The 25,366-nt window shown below is 40.8% G+C and carries 20 protein-coding genes; 5 read left to right on the top strand and 15 right to left on the bottom strand.

From position 1 onward, the window contains the following. Window positions 1-5: 5 nt before the first annotated feature. Window positions 6-2,099 (bottom strand): flagellar biosynthesis protein FlhA, encoded by a 2,094-nt coding sequence (gene flhA / locus KO511_RS06980; RefSeq protein WP_215986742.1) that lies wholly within the window; start codon window positions 2,097-2,099, stop codon window positions 6-8. Between the two features lie 148 nt (window positions 2,100-2,247). Continuing rightward, window positions 2,248-2,712: a phosphohistidine phosphatase SixA gene (sixA, locus tag KO511_RS06975; RefSeq protein ID WP_215986741.1), complete on the bottom strand. Its 465-nt coding sequence runs from the start codon at window positions 2,710-2,712 to the stop codon at window positions 2,248-2,250. Between the two features lie 281 nt (window positions 2,713-2,993). Here sixA and KO511_RS06970 point away from each other — a divergent pair, with 281 nt between their 5' ends. Then, the gene (locus KO511_RS06970) at window positions 2,994-5,768 is read left to right on the top strand and encodes an insulinase family protein (protein WP_215986778.1); all 2,775 of its coding nucleotides are present in this window, start codon (window positions 2,994-2,996) and stop codon (window positions 5,766-5,768) included. On the opposite strand, the gene KO511_RS06965 is transcribed toward KO511_RS06970, so the two are convergent. Continuing rightward, the gene (locus KO511_RS06965; RefSeq protein ID WP_215986740.1) at window positions 5,760-6,359 is read right to left on the bottom strand and encodes a VOC family protein; all 600 of its coding nucleotides are present in this window, start codon (window positions 6,357-6,359) and stop codon (window positions 5,760-5,762) included. The two genes, KO511_RS06970 and KO511_RS06965, sit on opposite strands and share 9 nt — an antisense overlap. Before the next feature lie 243 nt (window positions 6,360-6,602). Between KO511_RS06965 and argS the strand changes: the two genes are divergently transcribed. Both argS and KO511_RS06955 read left to right on the top strand, forming a co-directional pair. Then, complete coding sequence (argS, locus tag KO511_RS06960; RefSeq protein WP_215986739.1) at window positions 6,603-8,336, top strand: arginine--tRNA ligase; 1,734 nt, start codon at window positions 6,603-6,605, stop codon at window positions 8,334-8,336. 95 nt (window positions 8,337-8,431) lie between these two features. Then, window positions 8,432-8,860 carry an HIT domain-containing protein gene (locus KO511_RS06955; RefSeq protein ID WP_215986738.1) on the top strand — a complete coding sequence of 143 codons (429 nt, stop codon included), beginning with the start codon at window positions 8,432-8,434 and terminating at the stop codon, window positions 8,858-8,860. A 28-nt stretch (window positions 8,861-8,888) separates the two neighbouring features. On the opposite strand, the gene KO511_RS06950 is transcribed toward KO511_RS06955, so the two are convergent. From KO511_RS06950 to znuA, 5 genes are all read right to left on the bottom strand, one after another. Further along, the gene (locus KO511_RS06950; RefSeq protein WP_215986737.1) at window positions 8,889-9,119 is read right to left on the bottom strand and encodes a FeoC-like transcriptional regulator; all 231 of its coding nucleotides are present in this window, start codon (window positions 9,117-9,119) and stop codon (window positions 8,889-8,891) included. After that, window positions 9,116-11,392 (bottom strand): Fe(2+) transporter permease subunit FeoB, encoded by a 2,277-nt coding sequence (gene feoB / locus KO511_RS06945; protein ID WP_215986736.1) that lies wholly within the window; start codon window positions 11,390-11,392, stop codon window positions 9,116-9,118. Before feoB ends, KO511_RS06950 begins: the two co-directional genes overlap by 4 nt. Beyond that, window positions 11,392-11,619, bottom strand: a complete 228-nt coding sequence (locus KO511_RS06940) for a FeoA family protein (RefSeq protein WP_215986735.1) — start codon at window positions 11,617-11,619, stop codon at window positions 11,392-11,394. The genes feoB and KO511_RS06940 overlap by 1 nt, the downstream gene beginning before the upstream one ends. 628 nt (window positions 11,620-12,247) lie before the next feature. Further along, window positions 12,248-15,553 (bottom strand): AraC family transcriptional regulator, encoded by a 3,306-nt coding sequence (locus KO511_RS22510; RefSeq protein WP_215986734.1) that lies wholly within the window; start codon window positions 15,551-15,553, stop codon window positions 12,248-12,250. A 225-nt stretch (window positions 15,554-15,778) separates the two neighbouring features. Further along, window positions 15,779-16,654 carry a zinc ABC transporter substrate-binding protein ZnuA gene (gene znuA, locus KO511_RS06930; protein ID WP_215986733.1) on the bottom strand — a complete coding sequence of 292 codons (876 nt, stop codon included), beginning with the start codon at window positions 16,652-16,654 and terminating at the stop codon, window positions 15,779-15,781. An 82-nt stretch (window positions 16,655-16,736) separates the two neighbouring features. On the opposite strand from znuA, the gene znuC reads away from it, so the two are divergent. Then, the gene (znuC, locus tag KO511_RS06925) at window positions 16,737-17,522 is read left to right on the top strand and encodes a zinc ABC transporter ATP-binding protein ZnuC (protein ID WP_215986732.1); all 786 of its coding nucleotides are present in this window, start codon (window positions 16,737-16,739) and stop codon (window positions 17,520-17,522) included. Next, entirely contained in the window at window positions 17,515-18,300 is a 786-nt protein-coding gene (gene znuB, locus KO511_RS06920) for a zinc ABC transporter permease subunit ZnuB (protein ID WP_215986731.1), read from the top strand. The genes znuC and znuB overlap by 8 nt, the downstream gene beginning before the upstream one ends. Before the next feature lie 62 nt (window positions 18,301-18,362). Here znuB and purF read toward each other — a convergent pair whose 3' ends face one another. The 7 genes from purF to KO511_RS06885 form a co-directional block, all read right to left on the bottom strand. Further along, window positions 18,363-19,877: an amidophosphoribosyltransferase gene (gene purF, locus KO511_RS06915; RefSeq protein WP_215986730.1), complete on the bottom strand. Its 1,515-nt coding sequence runs from the start codon at window positions 19,875-19,877 to the stop codon at window positions 18,363-18,365. Window positions 19,878-19,912: 35 nt separating this feature from the next. Then, window positions 19,913-20,404: a CvpA family protein gene (locus KO511_RS06910; RefSeq protein WP_215986729.1), complete on the bottom strand. Its 492-nt coding sequence runs from the start codon at window positions 20,402-20,404 to the stop codon at window positions 19,913-19,915. Between the two features lie 62 nt (window positions 20,405-20,466). Next, window positions 20,467-21,009 carry an SPOR domain-containing protein gene (locus KO511_RS06905; RefSeq protein ID WP_215986728.1) on the bottom strand — a complete coding sequence of 181 codons (543 nt, stop codon included), beginning with the start codon at window positions 21,007-21,009 and terminating at the stop codon, window positions 20,467-20,469. Further along, a complete protein-coding gene (folC, locus tag KO511_RS06900; RefSeq protein WP_215986727.1) occupies window positions 21,010-22,275 on the bottom strand; it encodes a bifunctional tetrahydrofolate synthase/dihydrofolate synthase in 1,266 nt (421 codons plus the stop codon). A gap of 43 nt (window positions 22,276-22,318) precedes the next feature. After that, on the bottom strand, window positions 22,319-23,245 hold the full coding sequence (gene accD, locus KO511_RS06895; protein ID WP_215986726.1) for an acetyl-CoA carboxylase, carboxyltransferase subunit beta: 927 nt from the start codon (window positions 23,243-23,245) through the stop codon (window positions 22,319-22,321). Between the two features lie 175 nt (window positions 23,246-23,420). Further along, complete coding sequence (gene truA / locus KO511_RS06890) at window positions 23,421-24,215, bottom strand: tRNA pseudouridine(38-40) synthase TruA (RefSeq protein ID WP_215986725.1); 795 nt, start codon at window positions 24,213-24,215, stop codon at window positions 23,421-23,423. Between the two features lie 76 nt (window positions 24,216-24,291). Beyond that, window positions 24,292-25,366: FimV/HubP family polar landmark protein (locus tag KO511_RS06885; RefSeq protein ID WP_289847773.1), on the bottom strand; the 1,075-nt coding region annotated here is incomplete at its 5' end.

The following is a 25,366-nucleotide window of genomic DNA, read 5'->3' as shown; positions in this document are numbered from 1 at the left end:
AGCCATTAGTTACCAACAGCTTGAACAATGCGTATTTGTTTCTCATCTGGAATCTCCTGATAAGAGAGTACCCGCAGTGATGGAATTGTGTTCTTCACAAACTTCGCTAATGTAGAACGCAATACACCTGAGGTGAGAAGTACCGCCGGTTCCCCTTTCAACTCCTGCTCTTGTGTAGCTTGAGTTAATGAAGATTGCAGTCGCTCTGCTAAACCAGGCTCGATTCCCGCAGATTCTCCTCCAGACGCCTGCATTGTCTGGTGCAATATCTGTTCCAATTCAGGAATCAAAGTAATTACTGGCAATTCCGGCTCTATACCATTGATTTCTTGAACAATTAATCGTTTCAAAGAAATTCGAACTGCTGCAGTTAATATGTCAGGTTCTTGACTCTTGCTCGAATATTCAGCCAATGTCTGAACTATGGTTCGGATATCCCTGATAGGCACAGCTTCGTTGAGTAGATTTTGCAGCACTTTAACCACAGCACCAAGTTGTAATTGATCAGGTACAAAAGTTTCCACTAATTTAGGGGTACTGCGCCCAAGCATTTCGAGTAAGTTTTGTACTTCCTCATGACCAATTAGGTGAGAAGCATTATTAGTAAGGAGTTGGCTTAAATGGGTAGCCAAAACAGTTGAAGAATCAACCACCGTATAACCAAGAGCTTGTGCATGTTCACGTTGGTCATCTTTGATCCATGTTGCTTCTAGACCGAAAGCAGGATCTATGGTTGGTTCGCCTTCCACCATTCCATACACTTGACCTGGGTTAATAGCCAATTCCATATCTGGCCGAATTTCCGCCTCACCTACCGCCACTCCCATCAAGGTAATACGATAACTGTTAGGGCTTAGCTCAAGATTATCACGTATATGCACTGCAGGAATAAGAAACCCAAAGTCTTGAGAGAGTTTTTTGCGGACTCCTTTAACCCTCTCGAGCAACTCTCCCCCTTGCTCTCTATCAACCAATGGAATAAGACGATAACCAACCTCAAGCCCAATAATATCAACTGGTTGAACATCATCCCACGATAGTTCTTTGGGTGTTGGCGCTTCTTTATCTTTTGTCGCTGGAAGCTTGGCATTTTCAGAACTTTGCTTTTGCTTTCGATGAATCCAATAAGCCGATCCACCAGCTAAGGTAGCAAGAAGTAAGAAAGAAAAATGGGGCATACCTGGAACTAGTCCCATCACTCCTAGAATGCCTGCCGTAATCATTAAGGCTTTCGGATTATCAAATAGTTGGAAAACAACCTGCTCACCCATATCCTGATCGGTATTTTGACGAGTTACCATAATTGCCGCACCAATGGATAATAAGAGCGACGGAATTTGTGCGACAAGGCCATCACCAATGGTCAATAAGGTGTAGATATGAATAGCCTCTATAAAAGCTAAATCATATTGAATCATTCCAATAGATAGACCACCAATAATGTTGATAAAAAGAATCAAAATACCGGCAATCGCATCCCCTTTCACAAACTTGGATGCACCATCCATCGAGCCATAAAAGTCAGCTTCTTTTGTCACTTCTTGACGTCGGGTTCGCGCCTGGTCCTGATCAATCAAGCCAGCATTGAGATCGGCATCTATTGCCATTTGCTTACCTGGTAAAGCGTCCAATGTAAATCGAGCACTCACTTCAGAAATACGTCCTGCACCTTTAGTGACCACCATAAAATTTATGATCATCAGGATCATAAATACAACCAGACCGACTGCATAGTTACCACCTATAACCACACTACCAAATGCCTCTATGACACTACCCGCAGCACCTGTTCCTTCTTGACCATAGAGCAATACCACTCGTGTAGAGGCAACATTCAAGGCTAAACGCAAAAGAGTCGCAATAAGAAGTACGGTAGGAAAGGCCGCAAAATCCAGCGGCCTGCGCGTATAAACGGTGACTAATAGAACCACCATTGCAAGAGCAATATTAAACGTAAAAAATAAGTCCAATATAAAGGGAGGTATCGGCAGAACCACCATCGCCAATGTGGCCAATACCATGATAGGAGCACCAATAGCAGGCATCGCTCTTTGAGGTATTGAGGGTAATTTATCAGCAAATGGCAACGTAAATTTCATAGCGATAGAAGGTATTAGTCAACCTGAATTTAAGGATTTAAATGAAGATGCAAATTTCAGTCCATATAAAATGTCAATTTTATGGCTAACACTTCAAGGCGACTAAGAAATTTAAGAACTAAATGTCAAACCATTAATTTAAATCGATCTAGGGATGAATGTGGAAATCTAGTTCACCACGCCGATTAATAACATCATAATTTATGCATGTAATTCCAGATGTTGGAAACATAGGGGGGACTATTTTTGGTACAAACTCAGCCGTCAGATATCCGACTAGAGGCAAGTGAGAAACCAATAGGATCGATTTCGGGCGTTCAACTTCAGCAATTGCTGCAATGTAATCTCCAACATGAGCCGCATCACCATATGGGGTAATATCATCACAGACTTTAATGTGCTTAGCATTAAAACAAGACGAAATAGCTTGCCAAGTCTGCTGAGCTCTCAAATAAGGACTGACAAGTACCATATCAATATGAACAAAGCCTTTGTCGGCACACAGACTAGCGGATTTTATCGAATCACTCCGGCCTTTATTCGTCAATGCACGCTCCGCATCTGTGGCAGCATAATGCTCAGCTTCGCCATGACGCATAATAAGTATTTTCATTGCTTATTCCTAAATCTGTGATTCTTTTAATAAAACGAGTCTATTGGCGATAATGCCACACATGTCTCATATGACCGATAATTATATCAAGCGCCCACCTTCAGACTTAGACTTTCGTAACATTCTTGATGTATCGGTTAAGAAATTGTGTATGCTTATATTTGTCAGGAAGAAAATTTACATTTACCTCAATCATGCTAAAAGACAGCTATTTGGACCTTTCTTCCAAAAATTGATAGAAAGCGTTGCAATACATCACAACCTCAAGCGGAGAGCAACTTGTGCACCTAAGCCCGAATAACACCAATCAATATCGCTACTTAACGTTGACAAACGGGCTCAAAGTATTGGTCATTCGGGACAAAAATGCCCAAAAGTCAGCAGCAGCATTAGCTGTCAATGTTGGACACTTCGACGATCCTGATGACCGACAGGGAATGGCGCACTATCTAGAACATATGTTATTTTTAGGTACAGAAAAGTACCCCAAAATTGGTGACTTCCAAAATTATGTCAATCAACATGGCGGAAGTAATAACGCTTGGACTGGCGCTGAGCATACCTGCTTCTTTTTTGACGTGATGCCAACTTCATTTTGTAACTGTCTCGATAGATTTAGCCAATTTTTCACTGCTCCTATATTTAATTCTGAAGCGCTTGATAAAGAGCGCCAAGCCGTTGACTCAGAGTTTAAACTCAAACTCAACGATGATTCACGTCGGCTATATCAAGTTCACAAAGAACTGGTTAATCCTAATCACCCTTTCGCAAAATTTTCAGTCGGTAACCAAACAACTTTGGCTGATAGAAATGGACAATCAATCAGAAGTGAGATAGTTGATTTCCACCAAGAGAAATACTCTGCTGATTTAATGACATTGGTAATCTTAGGCCCTCAATCTCTCGATGAGTTGGAACAATGGATAAAAGATAAATTTTCGTCTATTCCAAATAGCGGTCTCTCAGGAAAATCGATTGATGTGGCTTACATAGATTCAAATTCTACCGCCATTTTGGCCAACATTGAGCCAATTAAAGAGATTCGTAAGCTCATACTATCTTTCCCTTTACCCAGCCTAGACAAGTACTACCGCCAAAAACCTATGTCCTACTTTGCTCATTTACTCGGCTATGAGGGTGAAGGTAGTTTAATGCTTGCGCTGAAGGAAAAAGGGTGGATAACCTCACTTTCAGCAGGAGGAGGCACCAGCGGCAGTAACTATCGTGAATTTACAATAAGTTGTGCTTTGACTCATACGGGCCTAGAGCATATGGATGATATCATTCAAGCTCTATTTTCATATCTATCTTTGATTAACCAACAAGGTTTTGATCAATGGCGTTATCTTGAAAAACAAGCTGTTTTAGAATCAGCTTTTCGCTTTCAAGAACCCACAAGACCCATTGATTTAGTCAGCCACTTAGTCATTAACATGCAACATTATCCACCTGAAGACATAGTCTATGGAGACTATGTCATGAATAATTATGATGAAGAACTTTTAAGACAACTTTTTACCTATTTTACCATAGACAATTTACGCGCTACGTTGATTGCAAAAGGCTACAAATATGATAAAAAAGCCAAATGGTATGGCACACCTTATTCCGTTAATTCTTTTACTCCACAGCAAAGATCACACTTTACAGCACAAAGCAGTTTAAGTTTCGCTCTACCACCTATAAACCCGTTTATTTGTTATGATTTAGACCCTCTCCCTATTGAAAGTCACTCGTCAGTTCCAGAGGTACTCCAAGACCTACCAGGCTTTAAGCTTTGGCATCTACAAGACGGTGAGTTCAGAGTACCTAAAGGCGTCATTTTTGTAGCAATCGATAGCCCGAATTCTGTTGCAAATGCCAAGAACATAGTCAAAACAAGAATATGCGTAGAAATGTTCCTCGACTCTTTAGCTAAAGAAACTTATCAAGCAGAAATCGCAGGTATGAGTTACAACATGTACTCACATCAAGGAGGTGTGACTCTAACCTTATCGGGCTTTAGCAAAAAGCAACCTGAACTAATGACAATGATTCTTAAGCGGTTCTCCAATCGAGAATTCAATGCAAAACGTTTTGACACTATTAAGCAACAGTTAATCAGAAACTGGAAGAATGCAGCTCACGATAAACCCATCTCACAATTGTTTAATGCCATGACAGGAATGCTGCAACCCAACAATCCACCATATGATGAATTATTGTCTGCCTTAGAGAGCCTTCAAGTTAAGGAACTGGAAGAGTTCGTCTCTTCTATCCTAGCAAAACTGCATGTAGAAATGTTTGTATATGGTGATTGGACTCGAGCAGAAACCATCAAACTTGGTGATACCCTGAAAGACGCTCTCAGAGTTAGAAACCAAAGCTACGAAGAATCTCTGAGGCCTCTGGTTATGCTGGGTAAAAACGGCTCTTTTCAGCGTTCTATTGAATCCAACCAAGAAGATTCTGCTATTGTTGTGTACTATCAATGTGACGATATTGAACCGCACAATATCGCTCTATATTTACTCGCCAACCATTTAATGTCGGCAACATTTTTCAATGAAATACGGACTAAACAACAACTCGGTTATATGGTTGGAACAGGCAACTTACCACTAAATCGACACCCAGGTTTAGTCCTTTATGTACAATCACCAAATGCAGCACCGATTGAACTAATTAGATCTATCGACGAATTCCTCAACGCCTTCTATATGGTGTTACTCGAGCTTAATGATTACCAGTGGCACAGTAGTAAACGAGGCCTTTGGAGCCAAATTTCCGCGCCTGATACTACTTTAAAAACTCGAGCTCAAAGGCTTTGGGTTGCTATTGGCAACAAAGATTACAGCTTCGATCACAAAGAACGTGTGCTTGATGAATTGAAAAAGCTGAGTCGCGCTGACATGATCCGCTTTGTTGTTAATCAGCTTAAGCCCAGAACCGCCAATAGGCTTATTATGCACGCGAAAGGGCACTCCCACCTTGCTTCAGGCCCTCTCGATATTGGGGTTGAAATTGGCTCTGTAGAAGAGTTTCAGCTCAGGCCAAAAGACACTGAATTAGGCTAGTTGTTCTGACTCTACAATTTTTTTCAATGAATGAGGATGAAGCTTAATGCAAATGTTTTGATACTTAAAAGCTATGGTAGGATTATTAACCCTCTCTCCTTCTCCTTTAGGGCTCGATAGTTTCACCGCAATACCTTGTCGACTCAGCTCATCCCATTGAGAAGCTAGGCTTGGGTATTTCAATCTTACATCTGCAAGGTACTCTTCAGCTGTTTTGGCCAAAGAAGGGACAATAAATTCAACATGTTCCCAGCACTGAGATGGATATACCTTACCTTGTGCTGGATACGGTAGTTCAAGACACTCAATAGACCAATGAGAGAGCCTAAAAGGCTGCGTAAGTTCAATCACTATGATTGGACGACCGTTTATCATTGCGGTTGAAATTTCACGTCCCTCTTTAAGCCATTCTTTATGCGCCAACCTTGCCAATTCCTTATCGTTAAGACGCAGAGCAATATGGTCTGCTTGTAAGGTCTGCAAATCTATCTTGAGTGTCTCACCCAACAACTGAATTTTTTGCATAAAAACATCAAGTTTAGCCTTCATTTGTACAGGCATTAGCCCAGCATCGATTAGTTTTTGCGACATTTTTATCCATCCAATATGTTGATTTCTACGCAATACTACCAAGATAGTAATTAAAAGTAGAAAATTCCTAGAACACTCTCTATGTGAGAGCCAATAAAATTGGTACTATATGCGCCAATTTATGAACTCTATTGAGATATGCATTCATTTTACTGCTTTAACAACTGTTAAGTGAGAAAGGATGACTAGATTAAAACTATATATGCATATCTAAGCAATTCTTGAGAATTGAAGGAAACACGCGTGAATATCCAAGCTATTATTAATGATAAAGTCTCTCAAGCCTTAGAAGCCGCTGGCGCTCCGAAAGGAAGTCCAGCAGCCGTTCGCCAATCAGCAAAACCACAATTTGGTGACTATCAAGCAAACGGAGTCATGGGTGTGGCTAAAAAGCTTGGCATTAACCCGCGAGAGTTCGCCCAGAAAGTATTGGATATTCTCGATCTTAATGGCATTGCTAGCAAAACAGAAATTGCAGGCCCTGGTTTTATTAACATTTTTTTGAGTGAAGAGTTTCTGGCTCGAAAAGCGCAACAAGCGCTTTCAGATTCTCGTCTCGGAGTTGCTATTGAAGAGCAAAAAACCATAGTCACAGATTACTCAGCGCCAAATGTAGCAAAGGAAATGGCGGTCCACCATATTCGCTCAACGGTTATCGGGGACGCAGTATCACGAACACTTGAATTTTTAGGCCATAACGTCATTCGCGCCAACCACATCGGAGATTGGGGAACTCAGTTCGGTATGTTAATCGCTAACCTGGAACGAGTTCAGCAAGAAGTTGGTGAAATATCTATGGAGCTATCCGATCTAGAGGCTTTCTACCGTGATTCCAAAAAACTCTACGATGAGGATGAAGACTTTGCATTAAAAGCACGTAACTATGTGGTGAAATTGCAAAGTGGTGATGATTACTGTGCTGAAATGTGGAAAAAACTGGTTGATATCACCATGATCCAGAACCAGCATAACTATGACCGCCTTAATGTATCTCTAACTCGTGACGATGTTATGGGTGAAAGTATGTATAACAATATGCTACCAAACATCGTTGCTGATCTTAAAAAGCAAGGTTTAGCTCAAGAAGATGACGGCGCACAGGTTGTATTTCTAGATGAATACAAGAATAAAGATGGCGAGCCTATGGGCGTTATTGTTCAAAAGCGTGATGGCGGCTTCCTTTACACTACGACAGATATTGCATGCGCTAAGTATCGCTACGAAACACTTGGTGCCGACCGCGTACTATATTTCATCGACTCCCGTCAGCACCAACACTTGATGCAGGCTTGGACTATCGTACGTAAAGCTGGCTATGTACCTGAAGACGTCACTTTAGAACATCATGCATTTGGCATGATGTTAGGCAAAGATGGCCGCCCATTTAAGACCCGGGCAGGAAGTACAGTACGGCTAAAGGATCTCCTAGATGAAGCAGAAGAGCGTGCAATTAGGCTAATCGAATCCAAGAATCCTGATCTAGACACAGTTGAGAAACAAAATATCGCGAACACTGTCGCAATGGCTGCAGTGAAATACGCTGATCTTTCTAAGCATCGCACAACTGACTATGTGTTTGATTGGGATAATATGCTTGCTTTCGAAGGTAATACCGCTCCTTATATGCAGTATGCCTACACTCGTGTTGCATCTATTTTCGCCAAAGCAGGGATTTCAATGGATTCTCTCGTTGGAGACATTAAGATCACCGAAGAGAAAGAAAAGTTACTGATCGCCAAACTGCTTCAATTTGACGAGGCAGTTCATTCTGTTGCTCGAGAAGGCCAGCCTCACATATTGTGTAGCTACTTGTTTGAACTTGCAGGTCAGTTCTCAAGCTTCTACGAAGCATGCCCTATTCTTAGTACACAAGATGATTCTATTAAACAAAGTCGCCTCAAACTAGCAGCATTGACCGCGAAAACAATCAAGCAGGGACTATCTCTGCTAGGTATTGAAACTCTAGATCGCATGTAAATATAAGCCTACATGAAGTTAAATAAAGGTTGATGTGAAAGCATCAACCTTTATTTTATCCGCCATATAATAATAAAACACCAAAGGGATGTACTATGAACTTTGAGCTTCACCCACAACTAGCCAAAGATACCAGCACTATAGGTCATTTTCCCTTATCTATAGCGCTACTGCATAAAGACAATGCAGTTCCTTGGGTCATACTTGTCCCCAAGCGAAATAACTTAAAAGAACTGCATCACATGACACAACTGGATCAGCATCAATTCCTACTTGAATCTCAAGCAGTAAATCAAGTATTAGAAGCAACATTTAACCCTGATAAACTTAACCTTGGGGTACTTGGCAACATGGTCCCGCAGCTTCATATTCATCACATTGTACGCTTTAAAAATGATGTCGCGTGGCCTGGACCTATCTGGGGCAACACCAAAGGTGAATTTCGATCTGAAGACGAACAAAAAGCATTACTTACTCAGATTCAAAACGTGCTATCACTAAGTAAATTGTTCCATACAATCTAAAAAATGCCGCTGATATCAGCGGCACTCTTTACATAGTCACTGTTAGTGAAAGGCCATCTGCACTATTGGCGCAATACCTGATTCTAGTAACCTTGTGTGTTTTATTCGTATCCACTAATCGAGAAATTGCACCTTTTCGAATCCACACTTCAATCATGGCATCAACTCCATCTTCACTCATTGCAAACTTCTTAGCGAGGGCTTTCTGACTTACACACCCTTGCTGAACGACATAAGATTTCAGTGCCTTTAAAATCATGCTGTTTGAGCCTCCAGTAGTCGTTGTTGTTTTTTACCAGTGACTTGAAGAGCTCGATAAGTTAATAAACTGGCTATAATAATGCCGCTAATCCATGCTGAACTGTAAGCAGGATTATGTGTAAAATGCGTTACCTGATAATAAAGGGCTGCGCTTCCGTAAGCTAAGCCCATCGTCCAAACTGCAATAAAGCGTGCATACTTTTGACCAAACTCTCGCGCATAGGCGCCCATAGCAGCAACACAAGGGGTATAGAGTAGTATAAAAATAAGGTATGCAAAGGCTGCATTCCCTGTCACAAAATGCTGTTTAAGATTACCAAAAATAGAGGCATCAACGTCTTGCTCTTGCGCAGCAACCGAGCTATCCGTTAAATTCCCAACTTCTATTCCCAGGGGATCAGAGTAAGTCAGCTCAGCAAGGTTGGCTGGAATTGACATGACGGCTTCTTTTAGACTTGCCACTAAATCAAAGTCAGCTTCATCCCCTTCTGCAGGAGCATAGAGACTGTTGAGAGTACCAACGACTGCTTCTTTCGCGAAAATACCAGTAATAATCCCTACAGTTGCAGGCCAATTATCTTTTTCAATACCAATAGGCTCAAAAATTGGCGTCACGATTTGGGATACCTTTGACAATACCGACTTTTCACTATCTTGATTACCAAATGAACCATCGGTTCCCAATGAATTGAAGAAACTCAAAATCGTTACCACAACCACAATCGTTTTACCTGCTCCCAGCACAAAACGTTTGAGCTTTTGCCATGTTTTAATCAGAACATTCTGAAATGTAGGAAGCTCATAGTCTGGCATTTCCATGATTAAGCTGTCACTGGTACCAGGATATAGTGTGCGTTTGAGTACAAGACCAGTAAAAACAGCCGCTACAATGCCAAGAATATATAACGCGAAGACAATATTTTGTCCACTCTCTGGAAAAAACGCAGCAGCAAACAATGCATAAACTGGCAGGCGTGCACCACAAGACATAAAAGGTGCCATAGATGCAGCTAACTTACGCTCACGTTCTTGATCTAAAGTCCTCGTTGCCATGATCGCAGGAACATTACAACCAAATCCGAGAACAAGCGGAACAAAGGCTTTACCTGGTAAGCCCACTTTCTGCATAACCTTATCTAAAACAAACGCAGCACGAGACATGTAGCCCGAGCTTTCAAGTACAGCAAGAAACAGATAGAGGCAAGCGATAACGGGGATAAACGTTGCGACAGTTTGTATCCCTCCACCGACACCATCAGCGATCAAGGTTACTAACCAGACTGGTAAGTGATCATCCATCAAATAGTGACCACCCTCGACTAATAATGCACCAGCACTAATATCAAAAAAATCAATAAAGGCACTACCAATATTGATTGAGAACATAAACATTAAGTACATTACAGCAAAAAAGAAAGGTATTCCTACCCACTTGTTAAGGATAAGACTATCTACTTTTTCAGTGAAACTATGGCTCAGCTTACCTTCTGTCCGGCGTACTTTTTTACACTGTTCATGTAAAAATGTGTACTTGGTATCTGCCACCAACAAGTCTATGTCAAGTTCAAATTCTTTCTGCGCCTTAATGATAAGTTTTCTGTCATCTGTCGATAAGGAATTAAGCACTAATAAATCATGTTCTAAACCACGGATAGATAAAGCTCTTGAGGATGCTTCAACCTGACCTTTAAATATCGGCTGAATTGTTTTGATTGCACGCTCAAATTCTGCTGGATAAGTAATATTAAGTTCATCTAGTGCTACACCCAGAACCACAGTTTTATGGAGTTGTTCTTTGAAACGCTGCACTTGACTGCCATTATTGGCAGATAAAGCAAAAACAGGGCACCCGAGCACCTTTTCTAATGCTTTCACATCAATTATCTGACGCTCACGCTTGAGTGCATCCATTTTATTAAGCACAACTACCATTGGTCGGCCCAATTCACGCAGTTGAAGTGTCATGTACAAACTTCGCTCAAGACAGGTTGCATCAACGACGTTGATGATAAGGTCTGCTGGATGTGTAAGAACAGCCCTAGATGCAATAGACTCATCGATACTATTACCATCATTGCCACTATCAAGTGCGTAAATACCAGGAAGATCGGTAAGAAGAAACTCATCTCCAGAGTGGTTATATCGGCCCGTTTTCTTTTCAACTGTAACCCCAGCCCAGTTACCAACCTGTTGCTTAGCCCCGGTCAAACCATTAAATAGTGTTGTCTTGCCACTATTGGGATTACCAACAGTGAGGATTTGGTATTGCATCAATTGGCCTCCACCACTATTGAATCTGCGATATTCATTCTAACCGCAAGTGATACCCCTCTAACTTCTACCTGAAGAGGATCCCCCATAGGCGCTTTACGAATCAATGTAACTGGGGTATTGGGAAGTAGACCCATAACCATGAGCTTTTTCCTTACATCATTTGATAACTGTGAAAAACCAGTAATCGTTGCTTTTTGCCCTTGGGATAAATGTGACAATTTCATAAGACAGGCCAATTAAAGATAAAAATGAGAAATATTAGCATTAAGATTTTAGATCTTAACTTGTGTAAATTTAGTAAATCTTGTCTGAAATCAAACATTGCAGATTTGTAACGTTACTTACGTTAATCCAAAGCCGTTAATTACGTTAAAAATAATAGTTTCGAACTATCTATTGTTGTTATTTTCATTCAAATAACAAATCAAAAATTAAAAAAAAACATTAAATATCAAGGCAATATATATTTTGTCGCTTTATCAATACCATCTTGGCGTTAATTTTATAAGTAAAACAATGACCTAGACTTATAGTTAACCACGTCAACAGGGAGTTTCCCTGATGACAATTCCAGAGGTGGTACAAGCCGTACCACTCCGGCAGCAAGCGAAGGTGTCATTGACACCCGTGGTATAGTCCCCCGGCTATACCACGTAATTTTTTTCGTCATGCCAAAATTCTAAACCTTCGCAACTTTAAAAAACCTTAGCCTCAAACTCCAAAGCAATCTGCTCTGTTAAATTGTATTTTCATACAATTAAGCGAATAAATTACGCATAACTTAGCATGAGCCTTATATGAATCTGGATTTATATGAAAATAAAGGAAATGTAGTGTTGGGCTAAAAAAGGGTTACCCTCGCGCTTCAACAAACTGAGTTGGAGAAACACCAAATCGATGTTTAAATCGCTGACTAAAATAAGATGGATCATTAAACCCGCATTCAAATGCTACATCTGATACTTTTTGTCCAGCTAACAAGTGGCGACAAGCATAGTCTAAACGAATTTCAGTTAAATAATCAGTAAAGGTTCTCTCAGTGGCCAATTTAAATCGACGTTGTAAACTGCGCTCAGACATATACATCTGCTTAGCTGCAGCTGCTGTCCCAAAATCAGAATCAGAGTAATTTTGAACAACAAGATCTTGTAGCTTTTTGATCCATTGTTTACCCACCTTAGTGTCTGTCAATTGAGTAATGGTATTTTCTTCGAATTGATTAGCCTTAGGCCAAGAAAATTCAGTCAACTGGCTGTTACCTGAATTGTATCTGCGAAATGTTCCTCCGCTTTCCATAACCAAAGTACCAATTTCATTCCAAACTTCAGAAAAGCATGCCAATAAATCATCAGACTGGTGAACTTGTTCTACCATAGAAAATATCACATTCTCCTTTTCATGGCGGTAGGTCATATAAATCACTTGTCCTTTGACACTGCGACGAATCAAGTTATCAATAAGTAAGTTAAACACACGATCTAAGTTTGAAATATAGGCGGCTACGTAGGTGTCTTTATTTTGTTCCAAATCGCTCTTAATAGATAAGTCAGCATTTTGAAGCTCTTCCCTCCAAGCATCGAGTACAGATTTTACGATTAACGACAAATTGTAAGCGGGTAAAGCACTACTACTCACTTCCCTAAAGTTGAGAAGCAAATCAAGCTCGTGATTGACATATCTATATAGCTGCTGCTTACCTTTCTTATCCTCAGTTGCCATTTTGGAAGAGAAATTATCTATTCGACCTTTCAGTGCTTCTATTAATTGGCGATACAGGATGCGCCTGACTTGTAACTGCTTCCTTAAATGCTCATTGTTAGTCAAAAGAATCCGACTTTGGTGGCGTAATTGATTGGTTTTTAGTGCCACCTGAGACTTTAATATTTTATTTGTTTTCACCGTTATCCGAGAACGCCAATTTATTAAACTGACAACTAGCACAAAAAATATCAGCCCATAGCAAGATATTGCGTACCCCCCGATATACCAAGGAACATCAATAGAAAATACAATTTTTTGTATGTCTATTTTATCTACTCCATTTATAACCGCTTTAACTTCAATTACATAATGCCCAGGTAAGAGGTTAACAAATGTTAAATGCAATCCTGATAATTCAATCCAATTATCATTTCCACTAAGCCGATATTGAAGCTTGTAACTGCTACTTTGAGGGAGCATTCCAAATTTAAAAGATAAAATGTCACCGAATTTGGCGTGAGGAGACTCTATCATTGCACCAAGAGAATATCTTGATTGATTAATTTTTACTTCACTAAGAAACAACTTAGTTTGAGGGGGCATAATTTGAGCAAGTTCTGCAGCGTTTGCCACAATCAAATCGTAAGTTGCACCAAGCAATATACCATCACGATTATTTGAAATACCAGCTGCACAGAAGCTAGCCTGAAGCTCATGATTAAGCAGACCAAAAGGCTCACCAAAATGCTGAAGAAGCTGTCCATTAAGACTATAACGTGTCAAACCAATCGCAGAACTCAGCCAGATACCATGGCGATTACTAGTTAGGCAGTTAGAAACGATGCTTTTGCTCACCAGTGAAAGTGATTTAATATTCAAAGTCATGATATCAATCAAAAAAGCACCATAGCGGCCCGCAACCCCAAACAAACCTTCCTCGATCTCGGTTATGCTAACTACAGGACCAAACTGCTGGGATTCTATTATGTAGTCAACCTGACCGTTATCCAACACATAAATCCCGTGGTCTGTACCTAGTATCAATCGATCATCGCTATCAACATTAATATGCAACAACCGACCACCTTGCTCACCATTTGTCATCCACTCAGAGCCATACTGGATAAACTCACCATTACTAGCTTCAAAGCGCCAAATTCTTTGTTCACTAGCGCCCCAAATACGGCCATGATGATCAATAGCCAATAAATCAGCAGTGAGTGATTTTAAAAAGCTGGGTAATCGATCTGATAACAATGTTCCAGACATACCATCGATACTGATAATACCTTCGTCTGTAGCTACCCAAAGTTTGCCATTATGTTCGATAATGTCATTGACATTTCCACCATAAAATAATGTTTTTGAGGTATTTTTATCAATCTGAAGTTTATAAAGTCCAAGAGTAGTAATTAACCAAAAAGTATTTTTCTGATTGAAATACCTCAGCCGGACAAATTTCTCAGTCGTGGTATCTTCATTTAATAAAAAATTCGATAAGCGATTAAAATAATGTGAGAATTCCGAAAAATAATAAATTCCAGAGTCACTGGCCACCCACATATCACCTTGAGCCGTATTCATTAGCGAATATATGTGCTGACCTGAAAACTGGAGTATTTCTTTTAACTCACCATTTAGAGAAGGTTCAAAAGCAAATACACTTAGGCTAGAATCCGTTCCAATCCAGTAACCTTTTGGCGTTTCCGCCAAACTTAGCACTTTTCTATCTAATATTTTACGGCTTTGTAGTACCGCTTTGGTCAGATCAACGATATGAGCTCCGTCAAGAGCACCGACGACTAGCTCTTGGCGAGTTGATGAGTGATGGATAACCTCGATAGGCTGAGTACCAAACTGACGCAGATGCTTAAAGCTTCCAAGATTATAATCAGAAAAATAAAGTCCAGTGTTAGTGGCTAATGTCCAGCGACTACCCATGAATTCTGCATCATTGATTTTCAGCTGAGAAAACTGGCTGTATTGATCCAATTCCCCAAGTGAATATGTCATAAAACCTTTACTATCTATCTGATAGGTATAGAAGTTTGAATGGTCAACAATCCATACATAGCGTCCAGATACACCAATTTTATTAATTTCTGAGCCAGGAGGGAGACTAAATATCAGTTCAGCTGGTTGACCCGGAAAAGTACGGTAAACCTCATGCCCTATAAATGACCAAAACGCATGATTTACAAAAGTCACAGTTTGTGGTTCTGGATCTACGTTCAATTCTAGGTAGGGTAAAACATTTTTCCCATCAAAAAATTGCAACTGGTTGTGTTGATCTTGAAACCAGACCCCGCCATTTTCCTCTAAAAAAAGTTCTTTAGCGACAAACAGCTGACCATTTTCCTTTGTTGGCATGGGATATAACACAGGCTGGGAAAACTCTTCAGCTATCGAGAAGCGAACTAAAAATGATAGTATTAAAAAGCAAACAGCTCTTTTCACCGTACATTCCCTTGCACCATGATCGTTTCTGATAGAGTCAAAAGCCTCTAGGCATCACCAGAGGCCATGCTCCTCTAATTACAAATAAATCATTTAATATCTTGATTATTCAATGGAAAAACTATCTTATTCAGCATTAGAAAACAATAATATTAATTCAAAAAACATTCACACCTTATCAAACTCGATGAAATCAATGTCGTAACACTGTAAGCCAAGCAAAAGTCATTTTCCGCCTAAGCAACCAACAAAGCTATCAACGATGGATTGAATAAAAGCAAAATAGCTACCTGGGCCAGCCTTCGTTTCAGTGCCAAGTGGATCAAGTGTGCCTGTGCTGGCTTGACTACCTCGGAGCACAGAGTTAATCACAGCAGGTGAAAATTGAGGCTCTGAGAACACACACTTAGCATCTCCTTGCGATAGTTTTGTTTTAATATCAATTAGCGTTTTAGCTCCAGGCTTTCTCTCAGGACTAACAGTAAATTCACCGACATGTCTCAGCCCGTAATCTTGTTCAAAATAACCATATGCATCATGAAATACGTAGTATCCAACATCTTTGATAGGGGCTAGCTGCTCACGCCATTTTGTTGCGTGGTTTTCTATATCACTTGCAAAAGCTTGATAATTAGCCTGATACGTTGCTTGGTTGTCAGGATCTAATTGACCAAGTTTATTACTTAATGCCTTTGCTACCTGCTTGCTTTGTTTTAACCCTAACCAAAAGTGAGGGTCATGAGTCCCATGATCATGCCCATCGTGATGATGCCCTTCTGGTGCATAAGCTCGAAGATCTAAGTCGTTTATATCACTAATTGTCAAAACATTGCTCTGATGCTCTAGTATTTTTGCTAAAAATGGCTCCAAGTCATGCCCATACCACACAACAAGAGCCGCCTTTTTTAAACGCTTCACATCTGAAGGTTTTAACGCATAATCATGAGGTGATGTATTTGAATCTAATAGTACTTCAGGGGTAGAAATACCTTTAGTTATTTCAAAAGTAATCATTTGAATGGGTTTAATACTCGTCAACACTTCACTAGCATTGACATTCCCCATAATTAGTAAAAATAGTAAAGGAAAAAATAATTTCATAAGTCAATATCACTCATCTCTGGTGTTAAAGTTTGACGAATGTTACATTATAACAATACTTTTTTGCAAATGAGTTCTTTTCATGTCGGCATTGGTCGAATTACATCAAGTGTGCGTTCAATTTGGAGAACGCAAAATCCTCGATAAGGTTAGCCTCAGTATAAAAAAGGGCAAGATTACGACTTTAATTGGCCCAAATGGTGCAGGTAAATCGACTTTAGTTAAGGTGCTTTTAGGACTTCAAATTCAATACCAAGGCACTGTAAAAAAGATCAAAGGCCTGAGAGTGGGTTATGTACCACAAAAACTCAAGCTCAACGATTCTCTTCCTTTAAACGTGCAACGATTTATGAAACTCGCTGGCAAGTACAGCATTCAAGAATTAAGAGAAGCACTAAATTTAGTCGGAGCTGAACACTTAATTAAGGCCAATATGCATTCGCTATCTGGCGGTGAAAACCAGCGTGTTTTACTCGCAAGAGCTCTACTTCAGCGTCCTGATTTACTGGTCCTAGATGAACCAGCTCAAGGCGTAGATGTACAGGGTCAAGTAGATTTATACGAACTTATAGACACCATACGTCATCGCTTCCAGTGTGCGGTATTTATGGTATCTCACGACTTACATCTCGTGATGGCGAAAACCGATGATGTTATTTGTTTACACCATCACATATGCTGCTCTGGTGCTCCCGCAGATATCACTAAACACCCTAATTATATTGCGCTATTTGGTGAAGTAAGAAGTGAGTCTCTTGCATTTTATCACCACCAACACAGCCATCATCATCATGACCTCGCCGGCGACCCAGTCTCTGGTGAAGCCACTTCCTGCTCAAATCATTCACACGGCCATCACCATGATTGAATTTTTATTGCCTTCTATTATTGCCGGATTAGGTATCGCAATTATTGCGGGTCCATTAGGTTCATTTGTCGTGTGGCGGAAGATGGCCTATTTTGGAGACACATTAGCTCATGCCTCATTGATGGGACTAGCTTTAGGACTTTTACTCGATATCAATCTATATCTAGCCCTAACCGTTTGCTGCCTTGGCTTAGCGTTTGTTTTAGTCACTTTACAAAGGCAAAGATTGGTTGCAACGGATACTTTACTGGGAATTTTGGCCCATAGTGCACTTTCCCTCGGTCTAGTTGCTGTGAGCTTTATCGACAATGTTAGGATAGATTTAATGAGCTATCTATTTGGTGACTTACTTGCAGTCACACCAATGGATCTTATTTATATTTTTTCCGGGGTAATTTTAGTTTCATCTATACTGTATTATTTTTGGCAATCATTACTTTCAACAACTGTCAGTGAAGAGCTCGCCGCTGTAGAGGGGCATAACATTGAGCTAATGCGACTTATCCTAATGATTTTGGTTGGACTAGTGATTGCCATCGGTATGAAATTTGTTGGCGCGCTTATCATGACATCACTTTTGATTATACCTGCCGCAACAGCAAGACGCTTCTCTCAAACGCCGGAACAAATGGCAGCTATATCCTCTGGCATTGGAGCAATAGCCGTCTTACTTGGCCTGAGCTTATCTTGGTATTATGATACTCCGGCTGGTCCTTCGGTTGTTATTAGCGCTGCCTGTATGTTTATGCTAGCTCAGCTTTATAAAGCCAAAGCTTAAGCTCATAAATAAAAATGGGTTGATGCAATGCATTAACCCATTAGCATCCGTTAATATTTTGTTCACGCACCCTCGTTGTGCAGTTCCAAATTCGCGAGTTCCTGCTGTATCTCTCGTTGGACTTTTGCATCATCGCTACGCAGAGACTCAAGAAAATCAAGATATTTCTGGTCGATATCTCCAGTCACATAATCACCATTGAACACCGAAGTATCAAACTTCGTAACATCAGCATTACCCATACCAACCGCAGATATTAAGTCATCCAATGTCTGGAAAATGAGCTCATCCGCTCCTATCTGTTTACGAATGGCTTCATTATCTCGACCATGAGCGATTAATTCATTAGCCGTTGGCATATCGATTCCATAAACGTTCGGGAAACGAACTTCCGGTGCAGCAGAGACCATAAATACTTTGTTGGCTCCTGAGTCTCTCGCCATTTCTATAATCTGTTCTGATGTAGTTCCACGGACGATTGAATCATCAACGAGCAGTACATTCTTATCTTTAAATTCAGAACGAATTGCATTGAGTTTACGACGGACTGACTTCTTACGTTGCTGCTGACCAGGCATAATAAATGTTCGGCCAACATAACGGTTTTTCACAAAGCCCTGGCGATAAGGCTTATCAATCGCCTGAGCTATTTGCAAAGCAATATCACACGAAGTTTCCGGAATTGGGATAACAACATCGATATCTAAATGGCTATATTCATCATGGATACGCGCTCCTAGCTTTTTACCCATTTCTACGCGTGCGCTATAAACAGAAATTTTATCGATAAAGGAATCTGGACGTGCAAAATAAACAAACTCAAAGATACAAGGATTGAGAGTTGGGTTGTCAGCACATTGCTTGGTATGTAATTGTCCATCAAACGTCGCATAGATAGCTTCACCTGGAGCTAAGTCACGAACAAAATCAAAACCAACAGCATCTAGAGCTACTGATTCAGAAGCAACCATATACTCCGTACTCTCATCAACTTCACGTTTTCCCAAGCACAGGGGACGAATGCCGTTTGGATCACGAAATGCAATCATGCCATGGCCAATAACCATAGCAGAAACTGCATATGCCCCTTTGATAGTACGGTGTACATTGGTAACGGCCCGGAAAACATCGTCAGATGTTACATTACCTTTGACTGTATCAATCTCGTGGGCCAAAACATTGAGTAAAACCTCAGAGTCTGAAGTCGTATTGACATGACGGCGATCTTTCTCAAACAATTTTTCACGGACTTCAACCGAATTAGTTAGATTACCATTATGAGCAAGAGTAATTCCAAAAGGTGAATTAACGTAAAAAGGTTGAGCTTCTGAGGCACTGGAACTGCCTGCTGTAGGGTAACGAACATGCCCGATACCAACAGTTCCTTGAAGACGTTGCATGTGTTTTGCTTCAAACACGTCCTTCACCAAACCGTTCGCCTTTCTCAAACGAAAACGATTGCTTTCTATGGTACAAATACCCGCGGCATCTTGGCCACGATGCTGTAACACAGTCAATGCGTCATAAATAGACTGGTTTACAGGCGTTGCACCCACGATTCCAACAATACCACACATGTCCTAACCCTCGATTTGCTACAATGACTGGTGCACTATTGCGCACCAGATAAGAAACTCGATGTAGCTTGTATATGTTCAAAAAAAGGTTCAATGATACGATTAAATTCCGGTACCAACTGCGAGCCTTCCCACCACTCTGAATCTGAAAACGAGGTAAACGAATCCATAAAAAACAGGGTAGCAGAGACAATAAGAACACCCCTCAAGCCACCAAAAACAACGCCTATCACTCTATCTGTCCCAGACAAGCCTGTCTTTTGTACTAGTTGAGCAATTACATAATTTACTATAGCGCCTACAACCAGTGTTGAAACAAACAAAGTAGCTATCGCAGCTCCATTGCGAAACATCTCATCTTGTATATTGGAAAAATACATAGCTAACTTAGCGTAGTACTGGCTGGCAATGAAAAACGCCCCAAACCAAATAACTAAAGACAATGCTTCTTTGGTGAAGCCACGTACCAAACTGATCACAGCCGATAGGCCGATAACACTTAAAATGACAATATCTAATGAATTCATTTGCTCTTACATCTTAAGTTAGCGCGCATTTTAACAGAAAAAATGCTGACGCAAACGTTTTCTTATGGATTTAATGGTTTAAATTTGAGTAATTGACCTTTTGAACCGGTAATTTTATCCAACTCAACCAGCTGACGCTCAAGTTTGCTCTTGGATACATCTGGACCAATGATCACCCGAGTAAAGCCATTCTCAACTTTAGAATGTGCTTGGTAGCCTCTCTTTTTCAGATCTTTAACTACATTTTTTGCATTCTCAGTATTTTTCAATGCCATTAGCTGAATAACCCAAGCACTATCTAAGTACTCATTTTTTTCAAGCACATCCTTTTTTTTCACTGATAACTGCGCATTGTCTGCTGCTTGTAATGGTTGAGACTTTTGCACCACTTCAACAGGTATCTCTGGAAGACTTACAGAATCATCGATAGGCTCTCTGACCTCAAAACTTTCCACAGCACTATCAAGTGCAGGCTTGATAGGAATGCTAGCGACACTCTCTTTATAATGCGTTTTTTGTCCATCAAGGACATCAGGTAATACAATAACCCCAATGGCAACCAAAATAATGGTCCCAATTAAACGATTTTGAAACTTACTGGCCATTTATTCTCCTTGGCTTTGCCAATAATCAAGTACTTCACCAACCGTATGGAACGACCCTACAACTAAAATAACGTCATTATCTTTTGCTTCGTTCATAGCAGCTTTAAAGGCATCGACAGGCGTCGAAAAACTCATAGTATTATCTGGTAAAAATTGATGTAGCTCATTTGCTTGAGCCGCTCTTGGGCCTTTTAATGAAGCAGGGTACCAATAGTTTGCAGTAGTCGATATTACATCCAATGTAGATTGGATATCCTTGTCATGCAGCATAGCTACCACTACGTGGACTTCTTTATCGTGATATTTTTGCTGAATCTTCTCAACAAGATAGCTTGCAGAATGAGGGTTGTGTGCAACATCAAGAATCACTGTAGGCTCATTGTGAATGACTTGCATTCTTCCAGGGAGCTGGGCAGCTTTCAAACCGTTAACTATATTTACATCGGTTACATCCAAGTTAGCCGTTGCTAGGGCCATCAGAGCTGTTGCAGCATTTTGGAGCGGTAGCACGGGTATAGGAAGATGCTCTAAACGGTAAGGCCCATGGCTCCAACACCAATTTTTCTCATCTATCGTTTGGTAATCATACTGAATACCAACCTGATACAAGTCGGCTCCAATATCATCTGCATGAGCAGACACTGTTGATGGGGCCTTCGGCTGACCACAGATAGCAGGCCTATTTGCTCGATAAATGCCCGCCTTCTCGAAACCAATCACGTCAATATCATCACCAAGCCAATTAACATGATCGATTGCTAAACTAGTAATAACTGAAACATCATGATCAACAATATTGGTCGCATCCAATCGGCCCCCTAATCCAACTTCAAGTAAAACAATTTCAACACTTTCGGTTTGAAAAAGGCGCAAAGCTGCCAAAGTCCCAAACTCAAAGAAGCTTAGGCTGATATCTCTACGTTTTTGCTCAATGTAGTCAAATGCTTGAGTATGTTTTTCATCGGCCAGCTCCTTGCCATTGATACGAATTCGTTCATTATAACGAATTAGATGTGGAGAGCTGTATACGCCGACAGAATGGCCAGCATCGAGAAGAATAGCTTCCATTAAAGCACATGTTGACCCCTTCCCATTGGTGCCTGCTACAGTAATGATAGTCGGAGCGGGTTTAGTAAGGTTTGCCATTTCAGCCACGGCTGTAACACGCTCGAGGCCAAGGTCAATGGTCGAAGTATGGATATTTGCTAAATAATCAAGCCACATCATTAGCGAAGATGTGGCTTGGAGAGTCTGGGTTTGATTCATCTAACTTTAACCAAATAAATGTGGTTGTTTGTTAGTTATTACTTTACCCTTTTTCATCCGCTTCTGGTACAGAATAAGCGGCTTCATTTTGTGAATTAGTTATAGAAACGACCAGAGGTGAAGGTTTATTAGTCATTTTTGCGACCAAACTTCCTACACGCTGACGCATCTCCCTACGATCCACAATCATATCAATAGCACCATGATCAAGTAAAAATTCACTGCGTTGGAATCCTTCGGGTAGATCCTCCCGCACTGTCTGCTCAATAACACGTCGGCCAGCAAACCCTATTAAGGCTTTGGGTTCACCAATATTGACATCTCCTAGCATTGCCAAGCTTGCCGAAACACCGCCCATAGTTGGATCCGTCATCACAGAGACAAATGGCAAACTATGCTTAGATAAGCGCTCAAGTGCAGCACTGGTTTTAGCCATTTGCATAAGAGACATTAAAGCCTCTTGCATACGGGCTCCACCACTAGCAGAAAAACACACTAAACCGCACTTATTTTCAATCGCTGCTTCTACAGCACGAACAAAGCGGGCTCCTACAACGGATCCCATTGAGCCTCCCATAAAAGAAAACTCAAATGCACAGGCGACAATGGGCAAACCAAGTAGCTCGCCTTTCATCACAACTAATGCATCTTTCTCTCCACTATTCTTTTGCGCAGCTGAAATGCGATCTTTATACTTTTTCGAATCTTTAAATTTGAGCTTATCTTGAGGCTCTAACTCGTCAGCTAATTCAACTCTATCATTCTTATCCAGAAAGGTTTCCAAACGACGTCGTGCTGACATTCGCATGTGATGGTCACATTTTGGACATACTTCTAAGTTACGCTCTAGTTCAGCATGATAAAGTACCTGCTCACATGATGTACATTTAGTCCATACACCTTCAGGGATAGATGCTTTACGAGAGCTAACAATGTTGCTCTTTTCTAAAATTTTTTCAAGCCAACTCATGGAAGACCTTTTCTCTAGCTGTCCTTCGCTATATGCGAAAGACAAAAATTCTCAATATACGCGAAAGGATTAAAGCATATAAAATGCAAAGTGTAGACAAAAAACTGGTTGTACCTATTTGCTACACCGTCCTCCGAGCCCTAAAGAACTGATTAGTTCGACAATTTATCACCGTTTAGTTCAAGTTATCCGGCAAAAATAGTGGCCCAATGGGCCCTTGGGGTAATTCAAATTGTTCTGGATAGTCTACATTCACGAGGTAAAGACCGCCTGCTTTTGCTGTCGCACCTGCAAGTTTACGGTCCTTAGCTTGTAACAGCCAATCTATCCATTCGGGAAGTTTTTCACTTCGCCCAACACAAATCAAGCTACCAACAATATTGCGTACCATATGATGTACGAATGCATTTGCTTTAATATCAACCACAACATATTGTCCGTGGCGCGTTACATTAAGATGCATAACATTCCGCCAAGGGCTGCGTGACTGACAGTGCACAGCACGAAAAGAAGTAAAATCATTTTCACCTAGTAGGTACTGACCAGCCATATGCATTTTAGCTGCATCAAGCTCACCATGGTAGTGGCTTACACCCGAAGATAGAATTCCTGGCCGCAAGGTACTGTTAAAAATTATGTATCGATATCTACGAGCGGTTGCAGAGAATCGAGCATGAAATTCATCAGTGACTTCTTTAGCCCACCTGACGCAAATATCATTAGGCAGGTTAGCGTTGACTCCCATAGTCCAGGCCACCATTTTCCTATTCGCTTCGGTATCAAAGTGAACGACTTGCCCTGTACCATGTACACCAGCATCAGTGCGACCAGCACATTGAACCTCTACTGGTTGATTGGCAACAGCAGTCAAAGCCTGTTCAAGCTTTTCTTGAACACTTTGAACATCTCTCTGCCGCTGCCAACCGAAGTATTGACTACCATTGTATTCAATACCTAATGCAATTCTCATCGTACAACTCTCTTCGAAAGTGGACCGAGAAGTATATACATTTTAGCGTAAAATGGTAAGGGCTTAATATCAGTCGTTACGACTTATTATTTATTAGGTCAATAAGATTCTTCGCTTCGCGGCGAATTTCATCACCACCATCTACAATTGCTTCTTCGAGTAATTTGATCGCACCTTCTTGGTCATTCATTTCAATATAAATTTTCGCCAAATCAAGCTTACCTGCAGCCTCAGAATTATCATCAACATCAACATTCCCAGTGTCTCCAATGACATCAGGGAAATCGCTCAACCCAACGTCTAACTGGAGTTCCTCGTCTTGGGAACCTGACTCTTCTTCATTTTCGACTTCAGCCATCAACTCATCGATAGTCTTAAATTCACCTTCATCGGGAGTAAAATCTTCGAGCTGCTCTTGATCTTCCCAATCTTCATCTAGAACTTGAGCCTGATCTGGACGATTACTCTGATCCCAAACATCTTGTTGATCAACTGGAATATCGTCAGTAATCTCAGCTTGTTGATCGGGAGAAAGGCTGAATCCATTCCAATCTTCTCCCCCAACCTCCAGCATTGTCTCAATATCCAAACCTGCACTATCGGACGTGATAGCATCAGGGGATTCAAAATCAAAATTACCCGTTGGTTTAACTTCGTCCTCAGAGAGTAATTCATCGAAAGCTGCTTCATTATATTCATGGTTAGCTAGATTCTGATCAACCTCAGATGGAATTTCATTTAAAGACGGCAGTTCTAACTCATCAAGATTAAAATCTTCATCTGGCTCTGGCTCTGGCTCTGGCTCTGGCTCTGGCTCTGGCTCTGGCTCTGGCTCTGGCTCATCTATTCTAGGCTGGTCATTATCACCTGTGTCAACAGGCAGAGCCTCTTCGATAGCTGCTGGGTCTACAGAAGTTTCACCATACTTAGGTATATCCAGATCTGATAAACCCAAGGTACCTTTTTCTTGTGCAATGTTCGATGATGGAACACTTTCAGATACTTCTTGGTCTGGTTCTTCTAATTCAGCAGCTGCATCCTCTTCGGTAAACTCAGGTAATTCAGCGTCATCAATCTCTGCTGCTGCTTCTTGAGGCGCTTCTGGCTCTGCTCCCTCGCTTAATTCAGCGACTACGTCCTCTTCAGTAAAC

This window comes from Vibrio hepatarius, assembly GCF_018860525.1.
Taxonomy (GTDB): Bacteria; Pseudomonadota; Gammaproteobacteria; order Enterobacterales; family Vibrionaceae; genus Vibrio; species Vibrio hepatarius_B.
Note: the sequence above shows the minus strand (reverse complement) of the source record. Positions and strands in the feature narration are given on the sequence as shown.